The sequence below is a fragment of the Microbacterium sp. NPDC090281 genome (assembly GCF_044769635.1).
In the GTDB taxonomy this organism is placed as follows: domain Bacteria; phylum Actinomycetota; class Actinomycetes; order Actinomycetales; family Microbacteriaceae; genus Microbacterium.
The window spans coordinates 2,452,392-2,474,641 of sequence record NZ_JBIVYH010000001.1 but is presented as its reverse complement, the minus strand read 5'-3'; the positions used below and the strand labels follow the sequence as shown (position 1 = coordinate 2,474,641).

The 22,250-nt window shown below is 66.6% G+C and carries 16 protein-coding genes and 1 tRNA gene; 14 read left to right on the top strand and 3 right to left on the bottom strand.

Going from position 1 to position 22,250, the window contains the following annotated elements; all coding sequences use genetic code 11:
• Position 1: 1 nt before the first annotated feature.
• From trpC to ACIQTX_RS11840, 8 genes are all read left to right on the top strand, one after another.
• Entirely contained in the window at positions 2 to 772 is a 771-nt protein-coding gene (trpC, locus tag ACIQTX_RS11875; RefSeq protein ID WP_181156695.1) for an indole-3-glycerol phosphate synthase TrpC, read from the top strand.
• Positions 772 to 1,980, top strand: a complete 1,209-nt coding sequence (gene trpB / locus ACIQTX_RS11870) for a tryptophan synthase subunit beta (protein ID WP_105525356.1) — start codon at positions 772 to 774, stop codon at positions 1,978 to 1,980. Before trpC ends, trpB begins: the two co-directional genes overlap by 1 nt.
• A complete protein-coding gene (gene trpA / locus ACIQTX_RS11865) occupies positions 1,977 to 2,780 on the top strand; it encodes a tryptophan synthase subunit alpha (RefSeq protein ID WP_028501851.1) in 804 nt (267 codons plus the stop codon). Before trpB ends, trpA begins: the two co-directional genes overlap by 4 nt.
• 10 nt (positions 2,781 to 2,790) lie before the next feature.
• On the top strand, positions 2,791 to 3,816 hold the full coding sequence (gene lgt, locus ACIQTX_RS11860; protein WP_402972305.1) for a prolipoprotein diacylglyceryl transferase: 1,026 nt from the start codon (positions 2,791 to 2,793) through the stop codon (positions 3,814 to 3,816).
• Between the two features lie 143 nt (positions 3,817 to 3,959).
• Positions 3,960 to 8,483 (top strand): glutamate synthase large subunit, encoded by a 4,524-nt coding sequence (gene gltB / locus ACIQTX_RS11855; protein ID WP_402973046.1) that lies wholly within the window; start codon positions 3,960 to 3,962, stop codon positions 8,481 to 8,483.
• A complete protein-coding gene (locus ACIQTX_RS11850) occupies positions 8,476 to 9,942 on the top strand; it encodes a glutamate synthase subunit beta (protein ID WP_402972303.1) in 1,467 nt (488 codons plus the stop codon). The genes gltB and ACIQTX_RS11850 overlap by 8 nt, the downstream gene beginning before the upstream one ends.
• Before the next feature lie 58 nt (positions 9,943 to 10,000).
• Positions 10,001 to 11,449, top strand: a complete 1,449-nt coding sequence (gene pyk, locus ACIQTX_RS11845; RefSeq protein ID WP_028501855.1) for a pyruvate kinase — start codon at positions 10,001 to 10,003, stop codon at positions 11,447 to 11,449.
• 79 nt (positions 11,450 to 11,528) lie between these two features.
• Entirely contained in the window at positions 11,529 to 12,215 is a 687-nt protein-coding gene (locus ACIQTX_RS11840; protein WP_402972301.1) for an esterase/lipase family protein, read from the top strand.
• Between the two features lie 4 nt (positions 12,216 to 12,219).
• Here the strand turns inward: ACIQTX_RS11840 and ACIQTX_RS11835 are convergent, their stop codons facing one another.
• Together ACIQTX_RS11835 and ACIQTX_RS11830 are read right to left on the bottom strand one after the other, a co-directional pair.
• The gene (locus ACIQTX_RS11835) at positions 12,220 to 13,479 is read right to left on the bottom strand and encodes an alpha/beta hydrolase family protein (protein WP_402972299.1); all 1,260 of its coding nucleotides are present in this window, start codon (positions 13,477 to 13,479) and stop codon (positions 12,220 to 12,222) included.
• An 89-nt stretch (positions 13,480 to 13,568) separates the two neighbouring features.
• Positions 13,569 to 13,651: transfer RNA gene (locus ACIQTX_RS11830), tRNA-Leu, on the bottom strand.
• Positions 13,652 to 13,751: 100 nt separating this feature from the next.
• On the opposite strand from ACIQTX_RS11830, the gene ACIQTX_RS11825 reads away from it, so the two are divergent.
• Positions 13,752 to 14,372 (top strand): ANTAR domain-containing response regulator, encoded by a 621-nt coding sequence (locus ACIQTX_RS11825; protein WP_017830602.1) that lies wholly within the window; start codon positions 13,752 to 13,754, stop codon positions 14,370 to 14,372.
• A gap of 2 nt (positions 14,373 to 14,374) precedes the next feature.
• Complete coding sequence (locus tag ACIQTX_RS11820) at positions 14,375 to 14,950, top strand: GNAT family N-acetyltransferase (protein WP_402972296.1); 576 nt, start codon at positions 14,375 to 14,377, stop codon at positions 14,948 to 14,950.
• Here ACIQTX_RS11820 and ACIQTX_RS11815 read toward each other — a convergent pair.
• Entirely contained in the window at positions 14,925 to 15,353 is a 429-nt protein-coding gene (locus ACIQTX_RS11815; RefSeq protein ID WP_105525363.1) for a hotdog fold thioesterase, read from the bottom strand. The genes ACIQTX_RS11820 and ACIQTX_RS11815 overlap by 26 nt on opposite strands.
• Before the next feature lie 72 nt (positions 15,354 to 15,425).
• Here ACIQTX_RS11815 and polA point away from each other — a divergent pair, with 72 nt between their 5' ends.
• The 4 genes from polA to ACIQTX_RS11795 are packed head-to-tail and all read left to right on the top strand — an operon-like array spanning position 15,426 to position 22,239.
• Positions 15,426 to 18,032 carry a DNA polymerase I gene (gene polA, locus ACIQTX_RS11810; protein WP_402973043.1) on the top strand — a complete coding sequence of 869 codons (2,607 nt, stop codon included), beginning with the start codon at positions 15,426 to 15,428 and terminating at the stop codon, positions 18,030 to 18,032.
• Between the two features lie 41 nt (positions 18,033 to 18,073).
• Positions 18,074 to 19,750 carry a DUF885 domain-containing protein gene (locus ACIQTX_RS11805; protein ID WP_402972294.1) on the top strand — a complete coding sequence of 559 codons (1,677 nt, stop codon included), beginning with the start codon at positions 18,074 to 18,076 and terminating at the stop codon, positions 19,748 to 19,750.
• 54 nt (positions 19,751 to 19,804) lie between these two features.
• Positions 19,805 to 20,839 (top strand): LLM class flavin-dependent oxidoreductase, encoded by a 1,035-nt coding sequence (locus ACIQTX_RS11800; RefSeq protein WP_028501862.1) that lies wholly within the window; start codon positions 19,805 to 19,807, stop codon positions 20,837 to 20,839.
• Between the two features lie 47 nt (positions 20,840 to 20,886).
• On the top strand, positions 20,887 to 22,239 hold the full coding sequence (locus ACIQTX_RS11795; protein WP_402972291.1) for an MFS transporter: 1,353 nt from the start codon (positions 20,887 to 20,889) through the stop codon (positions 22,237 to 22,239).
• Positions 22,240 to 22,250: the final 11 nt, after the last annotated feature.

The following is a 22,250-nucleotide window of genomic DNA, read 5'->3' as shown; positions in this document are numbered from 1 at the left end:
GGTGCTCGCCGACCTGACGGCCGGCGCTGTCGCAGACGCTGAGCGTCGCGCTCTGTCGCGTCCGCTCGCCGTCCTCGAGCGGGAAGCGCTCGCACGTCCGGCTGCCAAGGACGCCCTGTCGTTCCTTGCGCCCGCCGACCGCGTGAAGATCATCGCGGAGGTCAAGAGGGCGAGCCCCTCGCGCGGAGCGCTTGCGGAGATCCCCGATCCCGCTCTCCAGGCCTCGCTCTATGAGACGGGTGGAGCCTCGGCGATCAGCGTGCTGACAGAGGAGCGCCGTTTCGGCGGCAGTCTCGCCGACCTCGAAGCGGTCACCGCAAGGGTCTCGCTCCCGGTGCTGCGCAAAGATTTCATCGCCACTCGCTATCAGGTGCTCGAAGCCCGTGCGGCGGGCGCCGATCTGGTGCTGCTGATCGTCGCAGGACTCGACGTCGAGGTGCTTCGTGACCTCTTCGCCTTCATCGGCGAACTGGGTATGACGCCCCTGGTCGAAACCCACTCGGCCGATGAGCTCGAAGTCGCGATCGATCTCGGCGCCCCTCTCATCGGCGTCAATGCGCGGGATCTGAAGACCCTGGAGCTCGACCGTGACCTGTTCGGGCGCCTGGTGGAGCGCATTCCAGACTCCGCGGTGAAGATCGCGGAATCTGCGGTGCTCACTCCTGCTGACGTGGTGCACTACCGCTCCGCGGGTGCTGACGTCGTCCTGATCGGCGAGGCGCTCGTTACCGGCGACCCCGTCGCCACCCTCAAGAGTTTCCTGGAGGCATGATGAGCCTGCGCGACCAGCACGGCCCCTTCTTCGGTGAGTTCGGCGGGCGCTACATGCCCGAGTCGCTCATCGCCGCGATCGACGAGCTGACAGTCGCCTACGAGGCGGCGATCGTGGATCCTGAGTTCCGCGCCGAGCTCGCGCACCTGCTCAGCTCCTACGCCGGACGCCCCTCCGCGATCACCGAGGTGCCGCGGTTCGCCGAGCATGCCGGGGGCGCGCGCGTCTTCCTCAAGCGCGAAGACCTGAACCACACCGGATCCCACAAGATCAACAACGTGCTCGGTCAGGCGCTGCTCACCAAGCGTCTCGGCAAGACCCGCGTGATCGCCGAGACCGGTGCCGGCCAGCATGGCGTGGCTACTGCGACGGTGGCGGCGCTGTTCGGACTCGAGTGCACGATCTACATGGGCGAGGTCGACACCGAGCGCCAGGCCCTCAACGTCGCGCGCATGCGTCTGCTGGGCGCGGAAGTCGTTCCGGTGAAGTCCGGTTCGCGCACGCTCAAGGACGCGATCAATGACGCCTACCGCGACTGGGTGGCGTCGGTGGAGACCACCAACTACATCTTCGGCACCGCTGCCGGGCCGCACCCGTTCCCGGCGATGGTCCGCGACTTCCAGAAGATCATCGGCGAAGAGGCACGCGCGCAGCTGCTCGACGAGGTCGGCCGGCTTCCCGACGCGGTCGTCGCCTGCGTGGGCGGCGGCTCCAACGCCATCGGCATGTTCGACGCGTTCCTCGACGACGAGGGCGTGAAGCTCTACGGCGTGGAAGCGGCGGGCGACGGCGTCGACACCGACAAGCACGCGGCTTCGATCGAGCGCGGGCGCCCCGGTGTGCTGCACGGCGCGAAGACGTATGTGCTCCAGAACGAAGACGGTCAGACGATCGAGTCGCACTCGATCTCCGCCGGACTCGACTACCCGGGGGTCGGTCCTGAGCACTCCTGGCTCGCCGACATCGGTCGGGCCGAGTACATCCCCGCCACCGACGACGAGGCGATGCAGGCGCTGCGTCTGTTGAGCCGTACCGAAGGCATCATCCCGGCGATCGAGTCGGCGCATGCCCTCGCGGGCGCGATGCGCATCGGCCGCGACCTCGGGCCCGACGGACTGATCGCGGTGTGCCTCTCCGGCCGTGGCGACAAGGATATGGACACCGCCGCTCGCTACTTCGAGCTCTACGACGAGGGAGCAGCGCAGTGAGCCGTGTCGAGCAGGCGATCCAGCGCGCCCAGGATGCCGGCCGCAGCGCGTTCATCGGCTACCTGCCGGTGGGCTTCCCCGACCTCGAGACGAGCATTCAGGCGGCCATCGCCCTCGCCGAGAACGGCGTCGACATCATCGAGCTGGGCCCGCCGTACAGCGACCCCGTGATGGACGGCGCGATCATCCAGGAGGCGACCACCAAGGCTCTGGCCGCAGGCTTCCGGATGGCCGACCTCTTCACGGCGATCCGTGCGATCACGGCCGCGACCGACGTGCCGGTCCTCGTGATGACCTATTGGAACCCCGTGATGCAGTACGGCATCGATCGCTATGCGGACGATCTGCTCGCCGCGGGCGGTGCCGGCCTGATCACCCCCGACATCACGCCCGATTCGGCTGGGGAGTGGATCGCCGCCAGCGAGCGGACGGGCCTGGACCGGGTCTTCCTCGCGGCTCCGACATCCTCCGACGAGCGTCTCGACCTGGTCGTCAAGTCATCGACCGGTTTCGTCTACACCGTCTCGACGATGGGTATCACGGGGGAGCGCGCCGAGCTCGACCGCGCAGCACGCACCCTCGTCGGACGTCTGCGCGCGCACGGTGCTCACCGCGCCTGCGTCGGCATCGGCATCTCGACCGCCGAGCAGATCGCGGGAGTGTCGGAGTACGCCGACGGCGCGATCGTCGGCACAGCCCTCGTCCGCGCCCTCCGCGACGGCGGCGTCCCCGCTCTCGCAGAAGTCACCCGAAACCTGGCATCCGGCACGTCGTCGGCACGCCCCGATACCGAGAACTAGAATCGCACTCATGTCACTCGCGCTCCACAGCACCTTCACCAACGTGCTCGCCAGCATTCCGAGCCCCACGGTCTCCTACTTCGACCTCGGGCCCATCCGGATCCACTTCTACGCGCTGTGCATCATCGCCGGCATCATCGCCGCGACGTTCCTGACGAACCACCGCCTCACCAAGCGGGGTGCGGAGCCGTGGGTCGTGATCGACATCTCGATCCTGGCCGTGCCGCTGGCCATCATCGGTGCGCGTATCTTCCACGTGCTCACGCACCCGAACGACTACTTCGGCGAGGGGATCAACACCTGGAATCCCTTCCAACCCGGCTCCGTGTGGGCGATCTGGGAGGGTGGCATCGCCATCTTCGGTGCGCTCATCGGTGGAGCGATCGGCGCCTATCTCGGCTGTCGTTGGACGGGGATCCGATTCTGGACCTTCGCCGACGCACTCGCTCCGGGTCTGCTGCTGGCCCAGGCGATGGGTCGTTTCGGCAACTGGTTCAACAACGAGCTCTTCGGACTCCCCACAGATCTGCCCTGGGGTCTGGAGATCCCCTCCGACAACTCCGCCTTCCCCCCTGGCCTGCCCGAGGGCACGCTGTTCCACCCGACCTTCCTCTACGAGGTGATCTGGAACGGACTTGGCGTGTTGGTCCTGCTCTGGCTCGGTCGCAAGCTGTTCTTCCAGTGGGGTCGTCTGTTCTCGATCTACCTCATCTGGTACAGCGCGGGCCGCATCCTCTGGGAGTCGATCCGCATCGACCCGAGCGAGATCATCCTGGGTCTGCGCAGCAACGTCCTCGCGGCGATCATCGGTGTCCTCGTCGGCCTCGCGATCCTCATCGTGCAGACGCGACGTCACCCCGGTCTCGAGCCCTCCCCGTACCAGCCGGGCCGCGAACGGACCGATGCAGACGCTGATGTACAATCGCAGAACAATCCATCTGACTTCGTAGACGTGAGCGAGCCTCCGACCGAAGAAGTCACCGCAGGAGCCACCGCCACAAGCACTGCTCCCACGAGCGAGGACGGCTCTCGATAACGCCGCCTCGTAGCGGGAGAACCATTGCACTGAACGAGCGGGCCGACGTCGTCCCCGGGTTTCACTCGAAGATCTGAGGACGGTAACTGGTGTACTTCCAGCCCCCTTACGGCGCCTCCGGCGCATACCCCCCGAAGCAGGGCATGTACAACCCGGCGTTTGAGAAAGACGCCTGCGGCCTCGCCATGGTCGCGACACTGCGCGGCGAAGCCGGGCACGACATCATCGCGTTGGCCCTCGAGGCCCTGCGCAACCTGGAGCACCGCGGAGCCATCGGCTCGGATGCGGGCACCGGAGACGGCGCCGGCATCCTGACGCAGATGCCCGATGCATTCCTCCGAGCCGTGGTCGGCTTCGAACTGCCGCCGGTGGGGGAGTACGCTGCAGGACTCGCCTTCCTGCCCCGCGATTCGAGCGAGCGTCGGCAGCAGAAGGCGGGGATCGAGAAGATCGCCCGCTCCGAGGGCCTCCGCGTCCTCGGCTGGCGAGACGTCCCCACCGCCAACGAGAACCTCGGCAAGCTCGCCGATGAGGCCCGTCCCGCCTTCGAGCAGCTCTTCGTGAGCGCCGGCGGGGCCACCCACACTGATGCTCCGCTCACCGGCATCGCGCTCGACCGCATCGCCTACCGTCTGCGCAAGCGCGCCGGCCACGAGCTCGGAGCCTATTTCGTCTCGCTCTCCGCCCGCACGCTCGGGTACAAGGGCATGGTCACGACGCTGCAGCTCGAGCCGTTCTACCCCGACCTGCAGGATGAGCGTTTCGCCTCCGAACTCGCGGTGGTGCACTCCCGCTACTCGACCAACACCTTCCCGTCGTGGCCGCTCGCGCAGCCGCTGCGCATGCTCGCGCACAACGGCGAGATCAACACGGTCGGCGGAAACCGCAACTGGATGCGCGCGCGGCAGTCACAGCTCGAGTCCGAGCTGCTCGGCGACGTCGCACCGCTGCTCCCGATCTGCACCGACGGCGCCAGCGACTCCGCCTCGTTCGACGAAGTTCTCGAACTGCTGACCCTGACCGGTCGCAGCCTTCCCCACGCCATCATGATGATGGTTCCGGAGGCGTACGAGAAGCAGGCCGACATCACTCCGGAGCTGCGCTCGTTCTACGAGTACCACTCCAACCAGATGGAGCCGTGGGACGGCCCGGCAGCCCTCATCTTCACCGACGGCACGCTCGTGGGCGCAACGCTCGACCGCAACGGGCTGCGCCCTGGTCGCTGGACCGAGACGACCGACGGCCTCGTCGTGATCGGGTCCGAGACCGGCGTGCTGCAGTTCGAGCCGGAGCGCATCAAGCGTCGCGGTCGTCTGCAGCCCGGCAAGATGTTCCTGGTCGACACCTCTGAGCGTCGCATCGTCGAAGACAGCGAGCTCAAGCACGACCTGGCCACGATGCATCCGTGGCAGGAGTGGCTGGATGCCGGTGCCGTGCGGCTCGCCGAGTTGCCGGAGCGCGAGCACATCGTGCATCCACCGGCGTCGATCACCCGCCGTCAGCGCACCTTCGGCTACACCGAGGAAGAGGTCCGGATCCTCCTCACCCCGATGGGCCAGACGGGTGTCGAACCGCTCGGTGCGATGGGATCCGACACGCCGATCGCCGTGCTCAGCAAGCGCCCGCGCCTGTTGTTCGACTACTTCACGCAGCAGTTCGCGCAGGTCACGAACCCGCCGCTGGACTCGATCCGTGAAGAGGTCGTCACGAGCCTCAAGCTGGGCCTCGGACCGGAGAGCAACCTGCTCTCGTGGGGTCCCGAGCACACCCGCACCGTCTCGCTCGACTTCCCGGTGATCGACAACGACGAGCTCGCGAAGATCCGCCACATCGACAAGGCGATGCCTGGCCGATCGAGCGCGACCATTCGCGGTCTTTATCACTTCGATGCGGGCGCCGAGACGCTGCAGGACCGTCTCGCCGAGATGTGCGCTGAGGTCGATGAGGCCATCGCGAACGGCACCGAGTTCATCATCCTGTCCGACCGCGACTCGAACAAGGACCTGACGCCGATCCCGTCTCTGCTCATGGTCTCGGCCATCCACCACCACCTCATCCGGCGTGAGAACCGGATGAAGGTCGGTCTCATCGTCGAAGCGGGCGATGTGCGCGAGGTCCACCACGTCGCAACGCTGATCGGCTACGGCGCCTCCGCCGTCAACCCGTACCTCGCGATGGAGTCGGTCGAGCACCTCGTGCGCACCGGCTACATCACCGGCATCACGCCGGAGAAGGCCGTCAAGAACCTGATCTACGCGCTCGGCAAGGGCGTGCTCAAGATCATGTCGAAGATGGGCATCTCCACGGTGTCGTCGTACGCGGGTGCCCAGGTGTTCGAGGCGGTCGGTCTCAGCCAGGAGTTCATCGACGCATACTTCACGCGCACCGAGTCCAAGCTCGGCGGCATCGGCATCGAGGAGATCTTCGCCGAGAACCAGGCGCGCCACGACTACGCCTACCCCGAGGATGCCGCGGCCAGGGCGCACGAACGCCTGTGGACCGGGGGTGAGTACCAGTGGCGTCGCGACGGATCTCCGCACCTGTTCAACCCGGAGACGGTGTTCAAGCTGCAGCACTCCACCCGCACGCGGCGCTACGACATCTTCCGTGAGTACACGAAGCTCGTCGACGAACAGGCTGCAGAGCTCAAGACGCTGCGTGGACTTTTCACGCTGCGTACCGGAACCCGCAAGCCCGTTCCGCTGGACGAGGTCGAACCGGTGTCCGCGATCGTCAAGAGGTTCTCCACCGGGGCGATGAGCTACGGCTCCATCTCGCGCGAGGCGCATGAGACGCTCGCGGTGGCGATGAACAGCATCGGCGCCAAATCGAACACCGGTGAAGGCGGCGAAGACCCCGATCGTCTCGTCGACCCCGAGCGCCGGAGCGCCATCAAGCAGGTCGCCTCCGGCCGTTTCGGGGTGACGAGTCTCTACCTCACCGAGGCGGAGGACATCCAGATCAAGCTCGCTCAGGGCGCCAAGCCCGGCGAGGGCGGTCAGCTGCCTCCGACCAAGGTGTATCCGTGGGTGGCCCGCACCCGTCATGCGACAGCCGGCGTCGGGCTCATCTCCCCGCCCCCGCACCACGACATCTACTCGATCGAAGACCTCAAGCAGCTCATCTTCGACCTGAAGCGGGCGAACCCCGAGGCGCGCATCCACACCAAGTTGGTGAGCCAGTCGGGCATCGGCGCGGTTTCGGCCGGTGTCGCCAAGGCTCTGAGCGACGTCATCCTGGTCTCCGGCCACGACGGCGGAACGGGCGCGAGCCCGTTGAACTCGCTCAAGCACGCGGGTACCCCGTGGGAGCTCGGCCTTGCCGAGACGCAGCAGACGCTCATGCTCAACGGCATGCGCGACCGCGTGGTCGTGCAGGTGGACGGGCAGCTCAAGACCGGCCGTGACGTTATCATCGGCGCTCTGCTGGGCGCGGAGGAGTTCGGCTTCGCCACGGCTCCACTCGTGGTGAGCGGCTGCATCATGATGCGCGTGTGCCACCTCGACACCTGCCCGGTGGGTGTCGCGACCCAGAATCCGGTGCTTCGTGAGCGATTCACGGGCAAGCCGGAGTTCGTCGTGAACTTCATGGAGTTCATCGCCGAGGAGGTGCGCGAGCTCCTCTCCGAACTCGGGTACCGATCTCTCGACGAGATCGTCGGTCGCGCCGACCTCATCGAGGTGAACGCGGCCGTCGATCACTGGAAGGCCGAAGGACTCGATCTCACCCCTGTGCTCGAAGGTCCGGTCTTCCCGGCCGGGGAGCCGCGTCGCAGTGGTCGGGCGCAGGACCACGAACTGGAGAAGCACTTCGACGTGCAGCTGATCGACATCGCGAAGGGCGCGCTGCTGAACGGCGAACCCGTCGTCGTGGAACTGCCCATCGCCAATACCGAGCGTGCGGTCGGAACGATGCTGGGGCACCAGGTGACATCTCGACACGGTGCTGCAGGCCTGCCGCAGGGGACGATCGACGTCACGCTGCACGGTACGGCCGGTCAGTCGCTCGGTGCCTTCCTGCCGCCGGGGATCGTGCTCCGCCTGGAGGGCGACGCGAACGACTACGTCGGCAAGGGACTGTCGGGCGGTGACATCACGATCCGTCCGCCGCGAGGTTCCAAGATCGCCCCGCATGAGAACGTGATCGCCGGCAACGTGATCGGCTACGGCGCGACCTCGGGCACGATGTTCATCTCCGGAGTCGTCGGCGAGCGGTTCCTCGTCCGTAACTCCGGCGCGACCGCGGTCGTCGAGGGCGTGGGCGACCACGCACTGGAGTACATGACCGGCGGTCTGGCCGTGATCCTCGGTTCCACCGGGCGCAACTTCGGCGCCGGCATGTCCGGGGGAGTCGCGTACGTTCATGCACTCGACACGAGCAAGGTGAACGCGCAGTCCCTCGGCAGCGGAGAACTGCTGCTCGAACCGCTCGATCGCGCGGACCTCGAGGTGCTGCGCAGCATTCTCGTGTCGCACGTCGAGCGCACGGCCTCACCGCTGGCGGCGAGGCTGCTCGAGAACTTCGACGAGACCGCCGCAGAGTTCGTGAAGGTGCTGCCTCGAGACTTCGCCGCCGTGCGGAGCATGCGCGAGGAAGCATTGGCCGAGGGGATCGACCCCGACGGCGACATCGTGTGGAACCGCATCCTGGAGGTGACCGGTGGCTGATCCCAAAGGCTTTCTGAAGGTGACCGAGCGGGAACTTCCCGCACGACGTCCGGTGCCGGTGCGCATCATGGACTGGAAAGAGGTCTACGAGCCCGGTGACAAGCAGGTTCTGCGCCGTCAGGCCGGACGCTGCATGGACTGTGGTGTGCCGTTCTGCCATCAGGGCTGCCCGCTGGGCAACCTGATCCCGGAGTGGAACGACCTCACCTGGCGCGGCGAGGGCCGCGAGGCGATCGAGCGGCTGCACGCCACGAACAACTTCCCGGAGTTCACGGGGCGACTCTGCCCCGCGCCGTGCGAGAGCTCGTGCGTGCTCGGCATCAACCAGCCAGCCGTCACGATCAAGCAGATCGAGGTCTCGATCATCGACGAGGCCTTCGCCAAGGGCTGGGTCGAGGCGGAGCCGCCGGAGCGCCTGACCGGCAAGACGGTCGCGGTCGTCGGATCGGGACCCGCGGGTCTCGCCGCCGCCCAGCAGCTCACCCGTGCAGGTCACACGGTCGCGGTCTTCGAGCGCGACGACCGCATCGGCGGGCTGCTCCGCTACGGCATCCCCGACTTCAAGATGGAGAAGACGCAGCTCGAGTCGCGCCTTCGCCAGATGCAGGAGGAGGGCACCCGCTTCCGCGCGGGCGTCGAGATCGGCAAGGACATCTCCTGGCCCGATCTGCGTGCGCGCTACGACGCCGTCGTCATCGCGACCGGATCCACGGTTCCGCGCGACCTCGCGATCCCCGGACGCGACCTCGACGGCGTGCACTTCGCCATGGAGTACCTGGTCGAGTCCAACCACGCCGTTGCGGGTGACAAGGTATCCGACCAGATCAGCGCCGAGGGCAAGCACGTCATCGTGATCGGTGGCGGTGATACCGGCGCCGACTGCATCGGTACCGCGCACCGTCAGGGCGCGCTCAGCGTCACCAACCTCGCGATCGGCACGCAGCCGGGCGACGCGCGTCCCGACCACCAGCCGTGGCCGATGATGCCCACTCTCTTCGAGGTGTCTTCCGCGCACGAGGAGGGTGGCGAGCGGGTCTTCCTCGCATCCACCGTCGAGTTCCTCGGCAACGAGGTCGGCGAGGTGCGAGCGCTTCGCGTGGCCGAAACCGAGTACGTCGACGGACGCCGCGTGCCCAAGAGCGGCACGGAGCGTGAGATCCCCGCCGACCTCATCCTGATCGCCATGGGCTTCACCGGTCCCGATCAGGACGGTTACACCGAGGACACCCTTCCGCAGGTCTCCGACCGTGGTGCCTTCCGGCGGGACTCCACCTACGAGTCGACGGTTCCCGGCGTGTTCGTCGCCGGTGACGCCGGCCGTGGGCAGTCGCTCATCGTGTGGGCCATCGCCGAGGGGCGCGCGGCCGCCGCGAACGTCGACCGGTTCCTGATGGGCACGACTGTGCTTCCCGAGCCTGTGCGCCCAAGCGATGTCGCGATCGGTCTCCAGCCCGCGTAGGCTGAGGCCGGCACCGTCGCCTGATTTACCTTCCCCCACTTCTACCCTGGAGAAATCTTTGAGACGCGCGAAAATCGTCGCCACCCTGGGCCCCGCCACCTCCACCTATGAGACGGTGCGCGCACTGATCGATGCGGGGGTGGACGTCGCTCGACTGAACCTCAGCCACGGTGACTACTCCGTGCACGAGAACAACTACGCCAATGTGCGTCGTGCTGCTGAGGATGCCGGTCGCCCGGTCGCCATCCTCGTCGACCTGCAGGGCCCCAAGATCCGCCTCGGAAAGTTCGAGAACGGTCCTTACGAGCTCGCCAAGGGTGACATCTTCAAGATCACCACCGAAGACATCATCGGCAACAAGGACATCTGCGGAACGACCTTCAAGGGTCTGCCGCAAGACGTCAAGCCTGGCGACTTCCTCCTGATCGACGACGGCAAGGTCCGCGTCGAGGTCGTGGAGACAGACGGCGTGACCGTCACCACCAAGGTCATCGTCGCCGGAGCGGTTTCCAACAACAAGGGCATCAACCTCCCGGGTGTCGCCGTCAACGTTCCCGCCCTGAGCGAGAAGGACGAGGACGACCTGCGCTGGGGTCTGCGCATCGGCGCCGACCTGATCGCGCTGTCGTTCGTGCGCAACGCATCCGACGTCACCCGTGTGCACGAGATCATGGCGGAGGAGGGCGTGCGCGTCCCCGTCATCGCCAAGGTCGAGAAGCCGCAGGCGGTCGACGCACTCGAAGAGATCGTCGACGCCTTCGATTCGATCATGGTCGCCCGTGGCGACCTCGGTGTCGAGCTCCCGCTCGAGGCCGTGCCGATCGTGCAGAAGCGCGCCGTCGAGATCGCCCGCCGCATGGCGAAGCCAGTGATCGTCGCCACGCAGATGCTCGAGTCGATGATCAACAGCCCGGTGCCGACCCGCGCCGAGACCTCGGACGTCGCGAACGCGGTGCTCGACGGTGCAGACGCGGTCATGCTGTCCGGTGAGACCAGCGTCGGCGACTACCCGGTCGTGGTCGTCGAGACGATGGCCCGCATCATCGAGTCGACCGAGGAGCACGGCCTGGAGCGCATCGCACCGCTCACGAGCAAGCCGCGTACGCAGGGTGGCGCGATCACCCTCGCCGCTCTCGAGGTCGCCGAGTTCGTCGACGCGAAGTTCCTCTGCGTGTTCACGCAGTCGGGTGACTCCGCTCGTCGCCTCTCCCGTCTGCGCTCGCGCATCCCGATGATCGCCTTCACTCCGGAGCCCGGCATCCGCCGCCGCATGGCCCTCACCTGGGGTATCCGCTCGACTCTGGTCGACATGGTGCAGCACACCGACCTGATGTATCACCAGGTCGACGAGTATCTGCTCGGCAACGGACTCGCCGAGGAAGGGGACAAGGTCGTCGTGATCTCCGGTTCCCCTCCCGGAATCGTCGGATCCACGAACGACCTCCGTGTACACAAGGTCGGCGATGCGATCCGCGGTGCAGCTCCGATCTACAAGGCCGGCGTCTGACGCACAGCATCCAGAGGGGGCGGGACTTCGGTCTCGCCCCCTCTGCCGTGCGCTTCGGGTAGTTTTCACTCATGGAGTTGTGCCGTCGTCCGAGGAACACGTCATCGGTGTGCTGAGGAACGCGGGGTGGTGGATTGCCGACTACGCGTACGCGGGGTACTGGCAGATCCGAGCGATGTTCGACCGCACCGATCCCGCATCCTTCGCTTCCGGACCAGCCGCCCACATCGTCGTGCTCCCCGGTGTATACGAGACCTGGAAGTTCATGCAGCCGCTCGTCGCGGCGCTGCACGAACGCGGGCATCCGGTCCACATCGTCGACACGCTGCATCGGAATCAGCGTCCGGTGGTCGACATGGCTGCGGCTGTGGCGGTGTTCCTGGAGGAGCACGGACTCACCGACGTGATCCTCGTCGCGCACAGCAAGGGCGGCCTGGCAGGGAAGCTCGTGATGACGGGGCCGGCCGCTGCGCGGGTGCGTTCCATGCTGGCGATCGCGACGCCGTTCGTCGGCTCGCGGTACGCCCGACTGATGCTGTCCCGCACGCTGCGGGAGTTCTCACCCGAAGATCCATCCATCGTCGGTCTCGGGCAGCAGCTGGCCGTCAACGAGCGGATCGTCTCGGTCTATGCGGAGTTCGATCCGCACATTCCTGAGGGGAGCGAACTCGCCGGTGCGAAGAACGTGTGTCTCGACACGGGTGGGCACTTCCGGATCCTCGCGCATCCCCGAGTCCTGGCAGAGCTCGCGGTTCTGGCGGAGTAGCCGTTCAGCCGCAGTCGTCGGCCGACGGACGGTCTCCGTCCAGTGACGGTAGCCACAGGAGCAGGTCCGGCAGAGCGGCATATGCGGCGAGGCCGTGGGTGATACCCGGATAGCGGTGGAACGTCACATCCGCGTTCTGCGTGCAGAGCAGATTCACGTAGCCCTCGGTCGCGCTCGGCAACACGAGTTGGTCTGCTTCTCCCTGCCCGACGAAGACGGGAACCCTGATGGGACTGTTCCCCGCGCTGTTCTCCTGGAGCATCGTCTGCCACGGCTGCGTCGTCGCGGGATCGCTTCGCACATATCCGCCGACGAGCGGGTCGGCGATCGCGTGGATCTCCTTGTTCTGCGTGAGCAGACACAGTGCGGCCATGTCGGGCGTCGCCGACAGCCCTGCAGGTGTGAGGATCTCGGTGATCGCCGAGGAGCCGTACTGCTCCGCGTAGGCGGCGTCATACGCCGGGACTGCGAAGGAGGCGATCGTGACGCCCGAGAGGTTCACGATGTCGTCGGTCATCAGCGCATTCAGATTCGCCGCCGGTGCCGCCACCGCGACGCCCTCGACGGAGAGCTCGGGTGCGTACTCCGCTGCACGCTCAGCGGCGAAGAGCACCGCCTGTCCGCCCTGCGAATGCCCCCACAGCACGACCCGGTCGCTCACGTCCGCATCGTCGATCCGCTGTGCCGCCCGGACGATGTCGAGCACACTGTTGGATTCCGGGATGCCGAGCAGATACGACGAGGCGCCGTCGACGCCGAGCCCCGGATAGTCGGTGGCCGCGACTGCGTACCCCGCGGCGAGCAGCTCATGCATCCCCTCGATGTACTGGAACGGATCCAGCCCGAGCGACGGCGCGCACTGTGTCACCGCACCGGTGGTCGGGTGGCCCCAGGACACCACGGTGCGTCCGCCGTCGGGAGCGTGCCCATCCGGGACGATCACGATGCCCGATACCGGGACGTCCGCCCCTGCAAGGTCGCGTGAGTGGTAGATCACCCGCCACGCGGTGGTGTCGATCGGTGCGCTCTCGATCGCCTCGATGCGGATGATCTCTCCTGGATCGCCGCTGGGCAGGGGAGTGGGGAGCGCATAGAAGGCCGGATCGGTCCGCGCGTCCTGCTGCTCGGCGAGGGTCCTGCGCGTGACCTCGGCTGCGATGAGCACGAGCGCCAGGATGAGAATGGCGCCGATGATGATGAGGGCGCTTCGCCGGCGTCTCGGTCGCCTGGCGTGTGCCGCCGGCGTGGCATCGCCGTTGTGCATAACGACTTTCTAGTGCATCGCGGAAGGTTCCGGGGACGCGGATCGCTGATCGGAGAATCGGGGTCCGTCGAGGGGACGCTCATCGAGGGTGCCGGCGGTGGGACTCGAACCCACACGCCCTTTCGGACAAAGCATTTTGAGTGCTCCGCGTCTGCCATTCCGCCACGCCGGCTCGTGTGTCGCGTCTACGACTTTAGCGTAGGAGAGAGGCGCGATCCTCCGCGCCGACCACCTACGGCCTGCTGACAGGGGCACTCCACTAGGATGGATGTGTGACAGAGCAAGAAGAGCAGGCTGAGCAGCCCACGTCATCCGCACCCCGACGCGTCGTCGTCGCCGAAGATGAGTCGCTGATCCGTCTCGACATCGTCGAGATCCTCCGCGACAACGGCTTCGATGTCGTCGGTGAGGCCGGTGATGGCGAGACTGCGGTCGCTCTGGCGACCGAGCTGCGCCCCGACCTGGTCATCATGGACGTCAAGATGCCTCAGCTCGATGGCATCAGCGCCGCCGAGAAGCTGCACAAGGGCAACATCGCACCGGTGGTCCTCCTCACGGCGTTCAGCCAGAAGGAGCTCGTCGAGCGTGCGAGCGAGGCCGGTGCACTGGCGTACGTCGTGAAGCCGTTCACCCCGAACGACCTTCTGCCGGCGATCGAGATCGCGCTGGCGCGCCACGAGCAGATCATCACGCTCGAGGCCGAGGTCGCCGACATGGTCGAGCGCTTCGAGACCCGCAAGCTCGTCGACCGGGCCAAGGGCCTGCTCAACGAGAAGATGGGCCTGAGCGAGCCGGAGGCGTTCCGCTGGATCCAGAAGGCGTCCATGGACCGTCGTCTGACCATGCAGGATGTCGCGAAGGCGATCATCGAGCAGCTCGCTCCGAAGAAGTAGTGGTGACGGCCGGGATCCTCCGGCTCGACACCGAGCACATCCTGCGGCCGGTCCGCATCGGTGACGGGGCCGCACTCTCCAGGTCGTACCTCTCGAACCGTGAGCACCTGGCGCCGTGGGAGCCCACTCGCACCGAGGCGTTCTTCACCGTCGCCTCACAGGAGCAGAGTGCGCAGCAGTGTGTGGATGATGCGGCCGCCGGGCGCAGCATCCGCTTCGTGATCGAATCCGACGACGGCGAGATCCGCGGGCGGATGAACCTCAACAACATCGTCCGCGGTGCCTTCTGGAGCGCCGACCTGGGCTACTGGGTCGATGCCACACGACTACGTCGAGGACTTGCGGGTCGTGCGGTCGCGCACGTCGCAGACTACGCGCGTAAAGAGTTGCGTCTGCACAGGCTGCAGGCCGCGACGTTGCTGCACAATCTCGGCTCTCAGCGCGTGCTCGCAGGGAACGGCTTCGAACGCATCGGACTCGCGCCGAAGTATCTCCGGATCGCGGGGGAGTGGCAGGATCACCTACTGTTCCAACGTCTGCTGGAGGAACCGCTCAGCGCGCGGCGGGAAGGTCCTTGATCATGTTGGTGATGCGGATCGTGGAGCAGCGCCGCCCCTGATCGTCGGTGACCACGATCTCGTGAACGGTGATGCTCCGACCCAGGTGTACCGGCGTGCACACTCCGGTGACGACGCCCGAGGTCGCCGAACGCGTGTGGGTGGCGTTGATGTCGACACCCACGGCGAGGCGGCCCGCTCCGGCGTGCAGATTCGCGGCCATCGAACCGAGTGATTCGCCGAGCACCACATAGGCGCCACCGTGCATGAGACCGACAGGCTGCGTGTTGCCCTCGACGGGCATGGTCGCGACGCAGCGTTCGACGCTGAATTCGAGGAACTGCATGCCCATCTTCTCGGCCAGGGCGCCCATTCCGCGGGCCGTGGCCCAGTCGAGTCCCTCGCTCATCGCGACGTCGCTCATGCATCCTCCTCAGCGGGTGTCTGTCGTCCTCGTTAGGCTGACAGGGTGACGGACTCCGCAAAGCCTACCCTCATGGTCATCGACGGCCATTCGCTCGCCTATCGTGCCTTCTTCGCCCTCCCGGTCGAGAACTTCACGACCAAGGACAACCAGCACACGAACGGCATCTACGGCTTCCTGTCGATGCTGGTGAATCTCCTCAAGGCCGAGCAGCCGACGCACCTGGCGATCGCCTTCGACACCTCGCGGCACTCGTTCCGAACAGATGAGTACCCGGAGTACAAGGCCACGCGGTCGGAGTCGCCGCAGGAGTTCAAGGGACAGATCCCCCTCCTGCAAGACTGCCTCGCAGCCATGTCGATCCCCGTCCTGACGAAAGAAGGGATCGAGGCCGACGACATCCTCGCGACGCTCGCTTCGCAGGGTGCCGAGCAGGGGTTCGACGTGCTCGTCGTCTCGGGCGACCGCGACACCATCCAGCTCGTCAACGACGACGTCACGCTGCTGTACCCGTCGGTGCAGGGCGTTTCGCAGCTCAAGCGCTACGACCCGGTGACCGTGCAGGAGCGCTACGGCGTCCGCCCGGAGCAGTACCCCGACATCGCGGCTCTCGTCGGCGAGACCAGCGACAACCTTCCCGGCGTGCCGAAGGTCGGCGAGAAGACCGCCGTGAAATGGCTCACCCAGTTCGGTTCGCTCGACGACCTGATCGCCCGCGCCGACGAGATCAAGGGCGTCGTCGGCGGCAACCTGCGAGACCACATCGAAGATGTCCGGCGCAATCGCAAGCTCAATCGCCTGCTGACCGACGTCGAGCTTCCTGTCGGACCGGCCGACCTCGCCGTGGCGCCGATCGATGCCCAGGCCGTCCGCGATATCTTCGCGCGCCTCGAGTTCCGCACGCTGCTGCCTCGCGTGTTCGAGGCCGTCGGAGCAGGAGAGGTGGCAGACGACCCCGCCTCGATCGTCGTCTTGCCCGTCCCCGCTGAGGTCTCGCCCGCCGATCTCGCGGCCTGGGTGGTCGCCCAGGAGGGCGACGTCTCGCTTCGCCTCACCACGCAGGGGGGAGTCCCGGTTCGGATCGGCGCTGCCACCGTGAACGAGCTGCGTGAGACCGACTGGTCGGGGGCCGCTGCAGAGGCGCTGCGCGGATGGATCGAGTCAGACGCACCGAAGGTGTTCCATGACGCGAAGCCGCAGGTGAAGGCGCTCATCCGCCAGGGCATCCGTCTCCGAGGCCTCGCCTATGACACGAGCCTCGCCGGATGGTTGTTGCGCCCCAGCTTCCCCGACAAGACGCTCGCGGACCTGGTCGAGCGCTACCTCGGCGAGAAGCTTCCGGAGGCCGATCCGACCCAGCTCGTGCCCGAGACAGAGGGGGCCACGCCTTCGCAGGAGGCCTGGTTCGCGCTGCGCGTCGCCGACGCCCTCCGCGAAGACATCCCCGAGTCGGTCGCCAAGGTACTGGTCGATATCGAGCTGCCGACGTTGCTCACGCTCGCCGACATGGAGGTCGCCGGTGTCGCGGTCTCGCATGAGGTGCTCTCGACGTTCTCCGGCGAACTCGCCACGCGCGCCGAGGGGCTCGCTCAAGAGGCCTACACGGTCGTCGGGCGCGAGTTCAACCTGGGGTCGCCGAAGCAGCTGCAGGAGGTGCTGTTCGAAGACCTCGAGCTTCCGAAAACCCGCAAGACCAAGACCGGCTATTCGACGGATGCCGCGGTGCTGGCCGACCTGCAGGAGAGCAACCCGCACCCGTTCCTGAGCCTGCTGTTGCAGCACCGCGAGGCCACGAAGCTCCGTCAGATCATCGAATCGCTCGACACGGCGATCGGTGAAGACCACCGCGTGCACACGACCTACGTGCAGACCGGAAGCCAGACCGGGCGCCTCTCCAGCACCGACCCCAACCTGCAGAACATCCCGGTTCGCACCGAGGAGTCCCGCCGTATCCGCAGCGCGTTCGAGGTCGGCGAGGGTTACGAGGCGCTGCTGACAGCGGACTACTCGCAGATCGAGATGCGCATCATGGCGCACCTCTCGGGCGACGAGGGGCTGATCGAGGCGTTCAACAGTGGGGAAGACCTGCACCGCTTCGTCGGCGCCCGGGTGTTCGGAGTCGAGCCGAGCGATGTCACGGCTGCCATGCGCACCAAGGTCAAGGCGATGTCGTACGGCCTCGTCTACGGGCTGTCGGCGTTCGGCCTCTCCAAGCAGCTGCGCATCGAGCAGTCCGAGGCGAAGCAACTCATGATCGAGTACTTCGCGCGCTTCGGTGCCGTCCGCGACTACCTGCGTGCTTCGGTCATGAAGGCGAAGGAGGTCGGCTACACCGAGACGATCTTCGGCCGCCGCCGTCCGTTCCCCGATCTCGCGAGCCCCAACCGCGTGTTGCGCGAGAACGCTGAGCGTGCGGCCCTCAACGCCCCTATCCAGGGCAGTGCCGCTGACATCATGAAGATCGCACTGCTGCACATCCACGACGATCTCCGAACCGAAGGGCTTGCTTCTCGCGCACTGCTGCAGATTCATGACGAACTCGTCGTGGAAGTCGCACCGGGGGAATGGGAGGCGACTGAGCGCATCGTGCGCGCACGAATGGGTGACGCTGCCGACCTCTCGGTGCCGCTCGATGTGCAAGTAGGACGCGGTCGAGACTGGAACGAAGCCGCGCACTGAGGTCCGGCAGTGGAAGGGGGTCGGGGATTAGGCTGGCAGCTATGACTTCAGCTCCCCGAACCTCTTCCGCCATCGACGCCGTCGCCGATGAATGGGTCGACACGATCGCGGTACTGGCGCCCACGCTCGGGACGTACATCGGCCGCGATGAGGTGAACGATCGCTTCGGCGACTTGAGCCCCGCCGGGCACGAAGAGATCGCCGCGGCGACCCGCACGACGCTCGACAAGCTCGCAGCGCTCGAGCCTGTCGATGCGATCGATGAGGTGACCAAGACCGACCTCAGTGCGGAGCTTCGTCTCGACCTCGAGCTGCACGACGCGAAGTGGCATCTGCGCGACCTCAACGTCATCGCGTCGGCGGCGCAGGATGTGCGCGCGGCATTCGATCTGATGCCCACCGCGACCGTCGACGACTGGGACGTGATCGCGACCAGGCTCGCTGCTGTCCCCAACGCCCTCCGCGGGTACGTCGAGACTCTTCGGACCGGGATCGCCGAAGGCGTCATGCCGGCGCGCCGCCAGGTCGTCGAAGTGGCGACGCAGATCGACCGCTACACCGCAGACGATGGCTTCTTCGCCGCCTTCGTCGCGGATGCCGATCCCGACGAGGGGCAGTTGCCTGCATCTCTCGCGCGCACCCTCGCCGACAACTCTGCCGCCGCACGTGTCGCCTACGACGAGCTGCGCCGCTTCCTCGCGGAAGAGCTCGCGCCCGCGGCTGGCGAGGTCGACGCCGTAGGACGTGAGTTGTATGCGTTGAATTCCCGCCGCTTCCTCGGCGCGACGATCGACCTCGATGAGACATACGAGTGGGGCCGTGAAGAGCTCGCGCGGATGGTGGCGGAGCAGACCGCGATCGCGAACGAGATCCTCCCTAATGCTTCCGTCGAGGAGGCCGTGGCGCACCTGGAGTCCGACCCCGCCCGCAAGCTGGTCGGCACCGAGGCACTGCAGAAGTGGATGCAGGAGACGAGTGACCGTGCGATCGCCGAACTCGGCGCTTCGCACTTCGACATCCCCGAGGCGATCCGTACTCTCGAGTGCATGATCGCGCCCACCCAGGAGGGTGGCATCTACTACACAGGTCCGACGGATGACTTCTCCCGTCCCGGGCGCATGTGGTGGTCGGTTCCCGAGGGCGTCACGGAGTTCGACACCTGGCGTGAGCTCACCACGGTCTTCCACGAGGGCGTGCCCGGACACCACCTCCAGATCGCACAGGCCGTGTACAACCGCGCCGAACTCAACTCCTGGCGCCGGCTGCTGGCCGGCACCTCGGGGCATGCCGAGGGGTGGGCACTGTACGCCGAGCGCCTGATGGAGCAGGTCGGATACCTCGACGACCCGGCTGATCGACTCGGCATGCTCGACGGACAGCGGATGCGCGCGGCCCGCGTGGTGCTCGACATCGGTGTGCACCTCGGCAAGCCCCGTCTCGATGGCACCGGGGTGTGGGACGCGGATTACGCGCTCGACTTCATGCGCCGCAACGTCAACATGTCCGACCAGTTCGTGCAGTTCGAGGTCAACCGCTACCTGGGCTGGCCCGGACAGGCGCCGTCCTACAAGGTCGGACAACGCATCTGGGAGCAGGTCCGCGATGCGGTCCGCGACGAACAGGGCGACGCTTTCTCCTTCAAGGACTTCCACAAGCGCGCATTGGACATGGGCGGCGTCGGCCTCGACACGCTGCGCACCGCACTGCTTCCACGCTGACGGGAATGCGGCGTGGTCGACTCGTGTTCATTCACCTGAATGGAAAGGGATGACATGAGCATCGAATTCGGGCTGGACACCTTCGGCGACATCACGAGAGACACGGATGGAGAGCTCCTCAGCGGAGCTCAGACGATCCGCAACGTCGTGGCTCAGGCGGAACTCGCCGACACGGTCGGTGTCGACTTCTTCGGGGTGGGGGAGCATCACCGCAAGGAGTTCGCCGTCTCGTCGCCGGAGATGGTCCTCGCCGCGATCGCGGCTCGCACCGAGCGCATCCGACTCGGCACCGCGGTGACGGTGCTCTCATCGGATGACCCCGTGCGGGTTTTCGAACGCTTCTCGACGCTGGACGCCGTGTCGAACGGACGAGCCGAAGTCGTTCTCGGTCGCGGTTCCTTCATCGAATCGTTCCCTCTGTTCGGGTACGACCTGCGTGACTACGACGCGCTCTTCGAGCAGAAGCTCGAACTGTTCGTCGAGCTTCTCAAGGAAGAGCCCGTCACCTGGTCGGGAACGATGCGTGCCTCTTTGGAGGACGCGAACGTCTTCCCGAAGACCGAGAAGGGTCTGCGCACCTGGGTCGGCGTCGGCGGCAGCCCTGAGTCGGTGGTGCGCGTCGCACGCCACGGCCTCGGTCTCATGCTGGCGATCATCGGCGGTCCGGCCCATCGATTCAAGCCCTTCGTCGATCTGTATCACCGTTCCGTCGCCTCTTTCGGCACGACTTCGCACCCGATCTCCGTGCATTCGCCAGGACACATCGCCGAGACGGACGCTGAAGCATGGGATGCCGCTTACTCCGGATTCGAGGCGATGAACAACACCATCGGCCGTGAGCGGGGATGGCCGGCCTACAGCCGCGCACGTTTCCAGAACGACGTCGGGCCCGAAGGAGCGATCTACTCGGGTTCGCCGGACCGAGTAGCGGCGAAGATCGCCGACACGATCACGACCCTGGGGCTCGGCCGCTTCGACCTGAAGTACGCCACCGGCACCCTGTCGCACGAATCGATGCTGCGGAGCATCGAGCTCTACGGCACCGAGGTGATCCCGCGGGTCAAGCGGATCCTCGACGCCCAGGACTGACGACATCGCGCGCGGGACGCCCGACGCTCGGCTCTACGATGAGGAGCATGGCCAACACCGCCCTGCCGAGCCGCTCATCGCTGGCTGAGCGCCTGGACGTCCTGCCGTTCACGCGCCGACACCTCCGCCTGCTCACCGGATCGGGGCTCGGCTGGGCGCTGGACGCGATGGATGTGGGGCTGATCTCCTTCATCCTGGCGGCGCTCACACAACAGTGGGGGCTGTCCAAGGGCGAGGCCGGTTGGATCGCGTCGGTCGGCTTCATCGGCATGGCGATCGGCGCGACTCTCGGCGGCCTCTTGGCCGACCGCTTCGGGCGACGGCAGGTGTTCGCGCTCACACTACTCGTGTACGGCATCGCGACCGGCGCCAGTGCGCTTGTCGGTGGGCTCGCGGCGCTCCTGTTGCTGCGGTTCCTCGTGGGCCTCGGCCTCGGCGCCGAACTCCCGGTCGCGTCGACCTATGTGAGCGAGTTCGCTCCCGCTCGGATCCGCGGCCGTCTGATCGTCGTGCTCGAAGCTTTCTGGGCTCTCGGGTGGACCGCCGCCGCGGTCATCGGATTCCTGGTGATCCCGGCATCCGACGACGGTTGGCGCTGGGCATTCGCACTCGGTGCGATCCCCGCGGCGTACGCACTGTTCGTTCGCTGGCGTATGCCGGAGTCGCCACGGTGGCTCGCGTCGCGCGGACGCATAGCCGAAGCCGACCGCATCGTCTCGGCGTTCGAGGCTGACGCTGGTGTGGGGACGGCTCCGGCTATTCGCAAGGAGCCCGCGTCACGAGCGATCGCGGTCACCGCCCGAGCGCGGCTGGCAACGCTCTGGAACCCCGAATTCCGCGTGCGCACACTGTGCCTGTGGGTGGTGTGGTTGGGCGTGAACTTCGCCTATTACGGAGCCTTCATCTGGATCCCCAGCATTCTCGTGGATGCCGGTTTCGATCTGGTGCGCTCGTTCGGCTTCACGCTGATCATCACTTTGGCGCAGCTTCCGGGCTACGCGGTCGCCGCGTGGCTGATCGAGGTCTGGGGACGACGGCTGACTCTGTCCGTGTTCCTTCTCGGGTCGGCCGTCTCCGCGGTCGTGTTCGGTACCGCGACGACCGAAGGCGCGATCATCGCCGCAGGCATGGCGCTGTCGTTCTTCAACCTCGGCGCCTGGGGTGCTCTGTATGCCGTCACTCCTGAGATCTATCCGACGTCGTTGCGGGGGACAGGCGCGGGCTGGGCAGCCGGCGTGGGCCGGATCGCGTCGATCGTGGCGCCACTGTCCGTGCCGGTGCTGCTGATCGCCGGTGGGGCGCCGCTGCTGTTCGCCGTGTTCGGCGTGTGCTTCCTCGTCGCGGCCGCGGCGGCATGGGGGCTGCTCGATCGAGGTGGCCAAGCGCTCGACGACCGTTGACGCCAGGTGTC

What these genes read in the sequence shown, in the direction of transcription:
- ACIQTX_RS11800 (WP_028501862.1), top strand. Translation starts at nt 19,805, where the DNA reads ATGAGCATCGAATTCGGGCTGGACACCTTCGGCGACATCACGAGAGAC.
- gltB (WP_402973046.1), top strand. Translation starts at nt 3,960, where the DNA reads ATGTACAACCCGGCGTTTGAGAAAGACGCCTGCGGCCTCGCCATGGTC.
- ACIQTX_RS11815 (WP_105525363.1), bottom strand. Translation starts at nt 15,353, where the DNA reads ATGAGCGACGTCGCGATGAGCGAGGGACTCGACTGGGCCACGGCCCGC.
- trpB (WP_105525356.1), top strand. Translation starts at nt 772, where the DNA reads ATGAGCCTGCGCGACCAGCACGGCCCCTTCTTCGGTGAGTTCGGCGGG.
- polA (WP_402973043.1), top strand. Translation starts at nt 15,426, where the DNA reads ATGGTCATCGACGGCCATTCGCTCGCCTATCGTGCCTTCTTCGCCCTC.
- ACIQTX_RS11835 (WP_402972299.1), bottom strand. Translation starts at nt 13,479, where the DNA reads ATGCACAACGGCGATGCCACGCCGGCGGCACACGCCAGGCGACCGAGA.
- ACIQTX_RS11795 (WP_402972291.1), top strand. Translation starts at nt 20,887, where the DNA reads ATGGCCAACACCGCCCTGCCGAGCCGCTCATCGCTGGCTGAGCGCCTG.
- lgt (WP_402972305.1), top strand. Translation starts at nt 2,791, where the DNA reads ATGTCACTCGCGCTCCACAGCACCTTCACCAACGTGCTCGCCAGCATT.
- ACIQTX_RS11805 (WP_402972294.1), top strand. Translation starts at nt 18,074, where the DNA reads ATGACTTCAGCTCCCCGAACCTCTTCCGCCATCGACGCCGTCGCCGAT.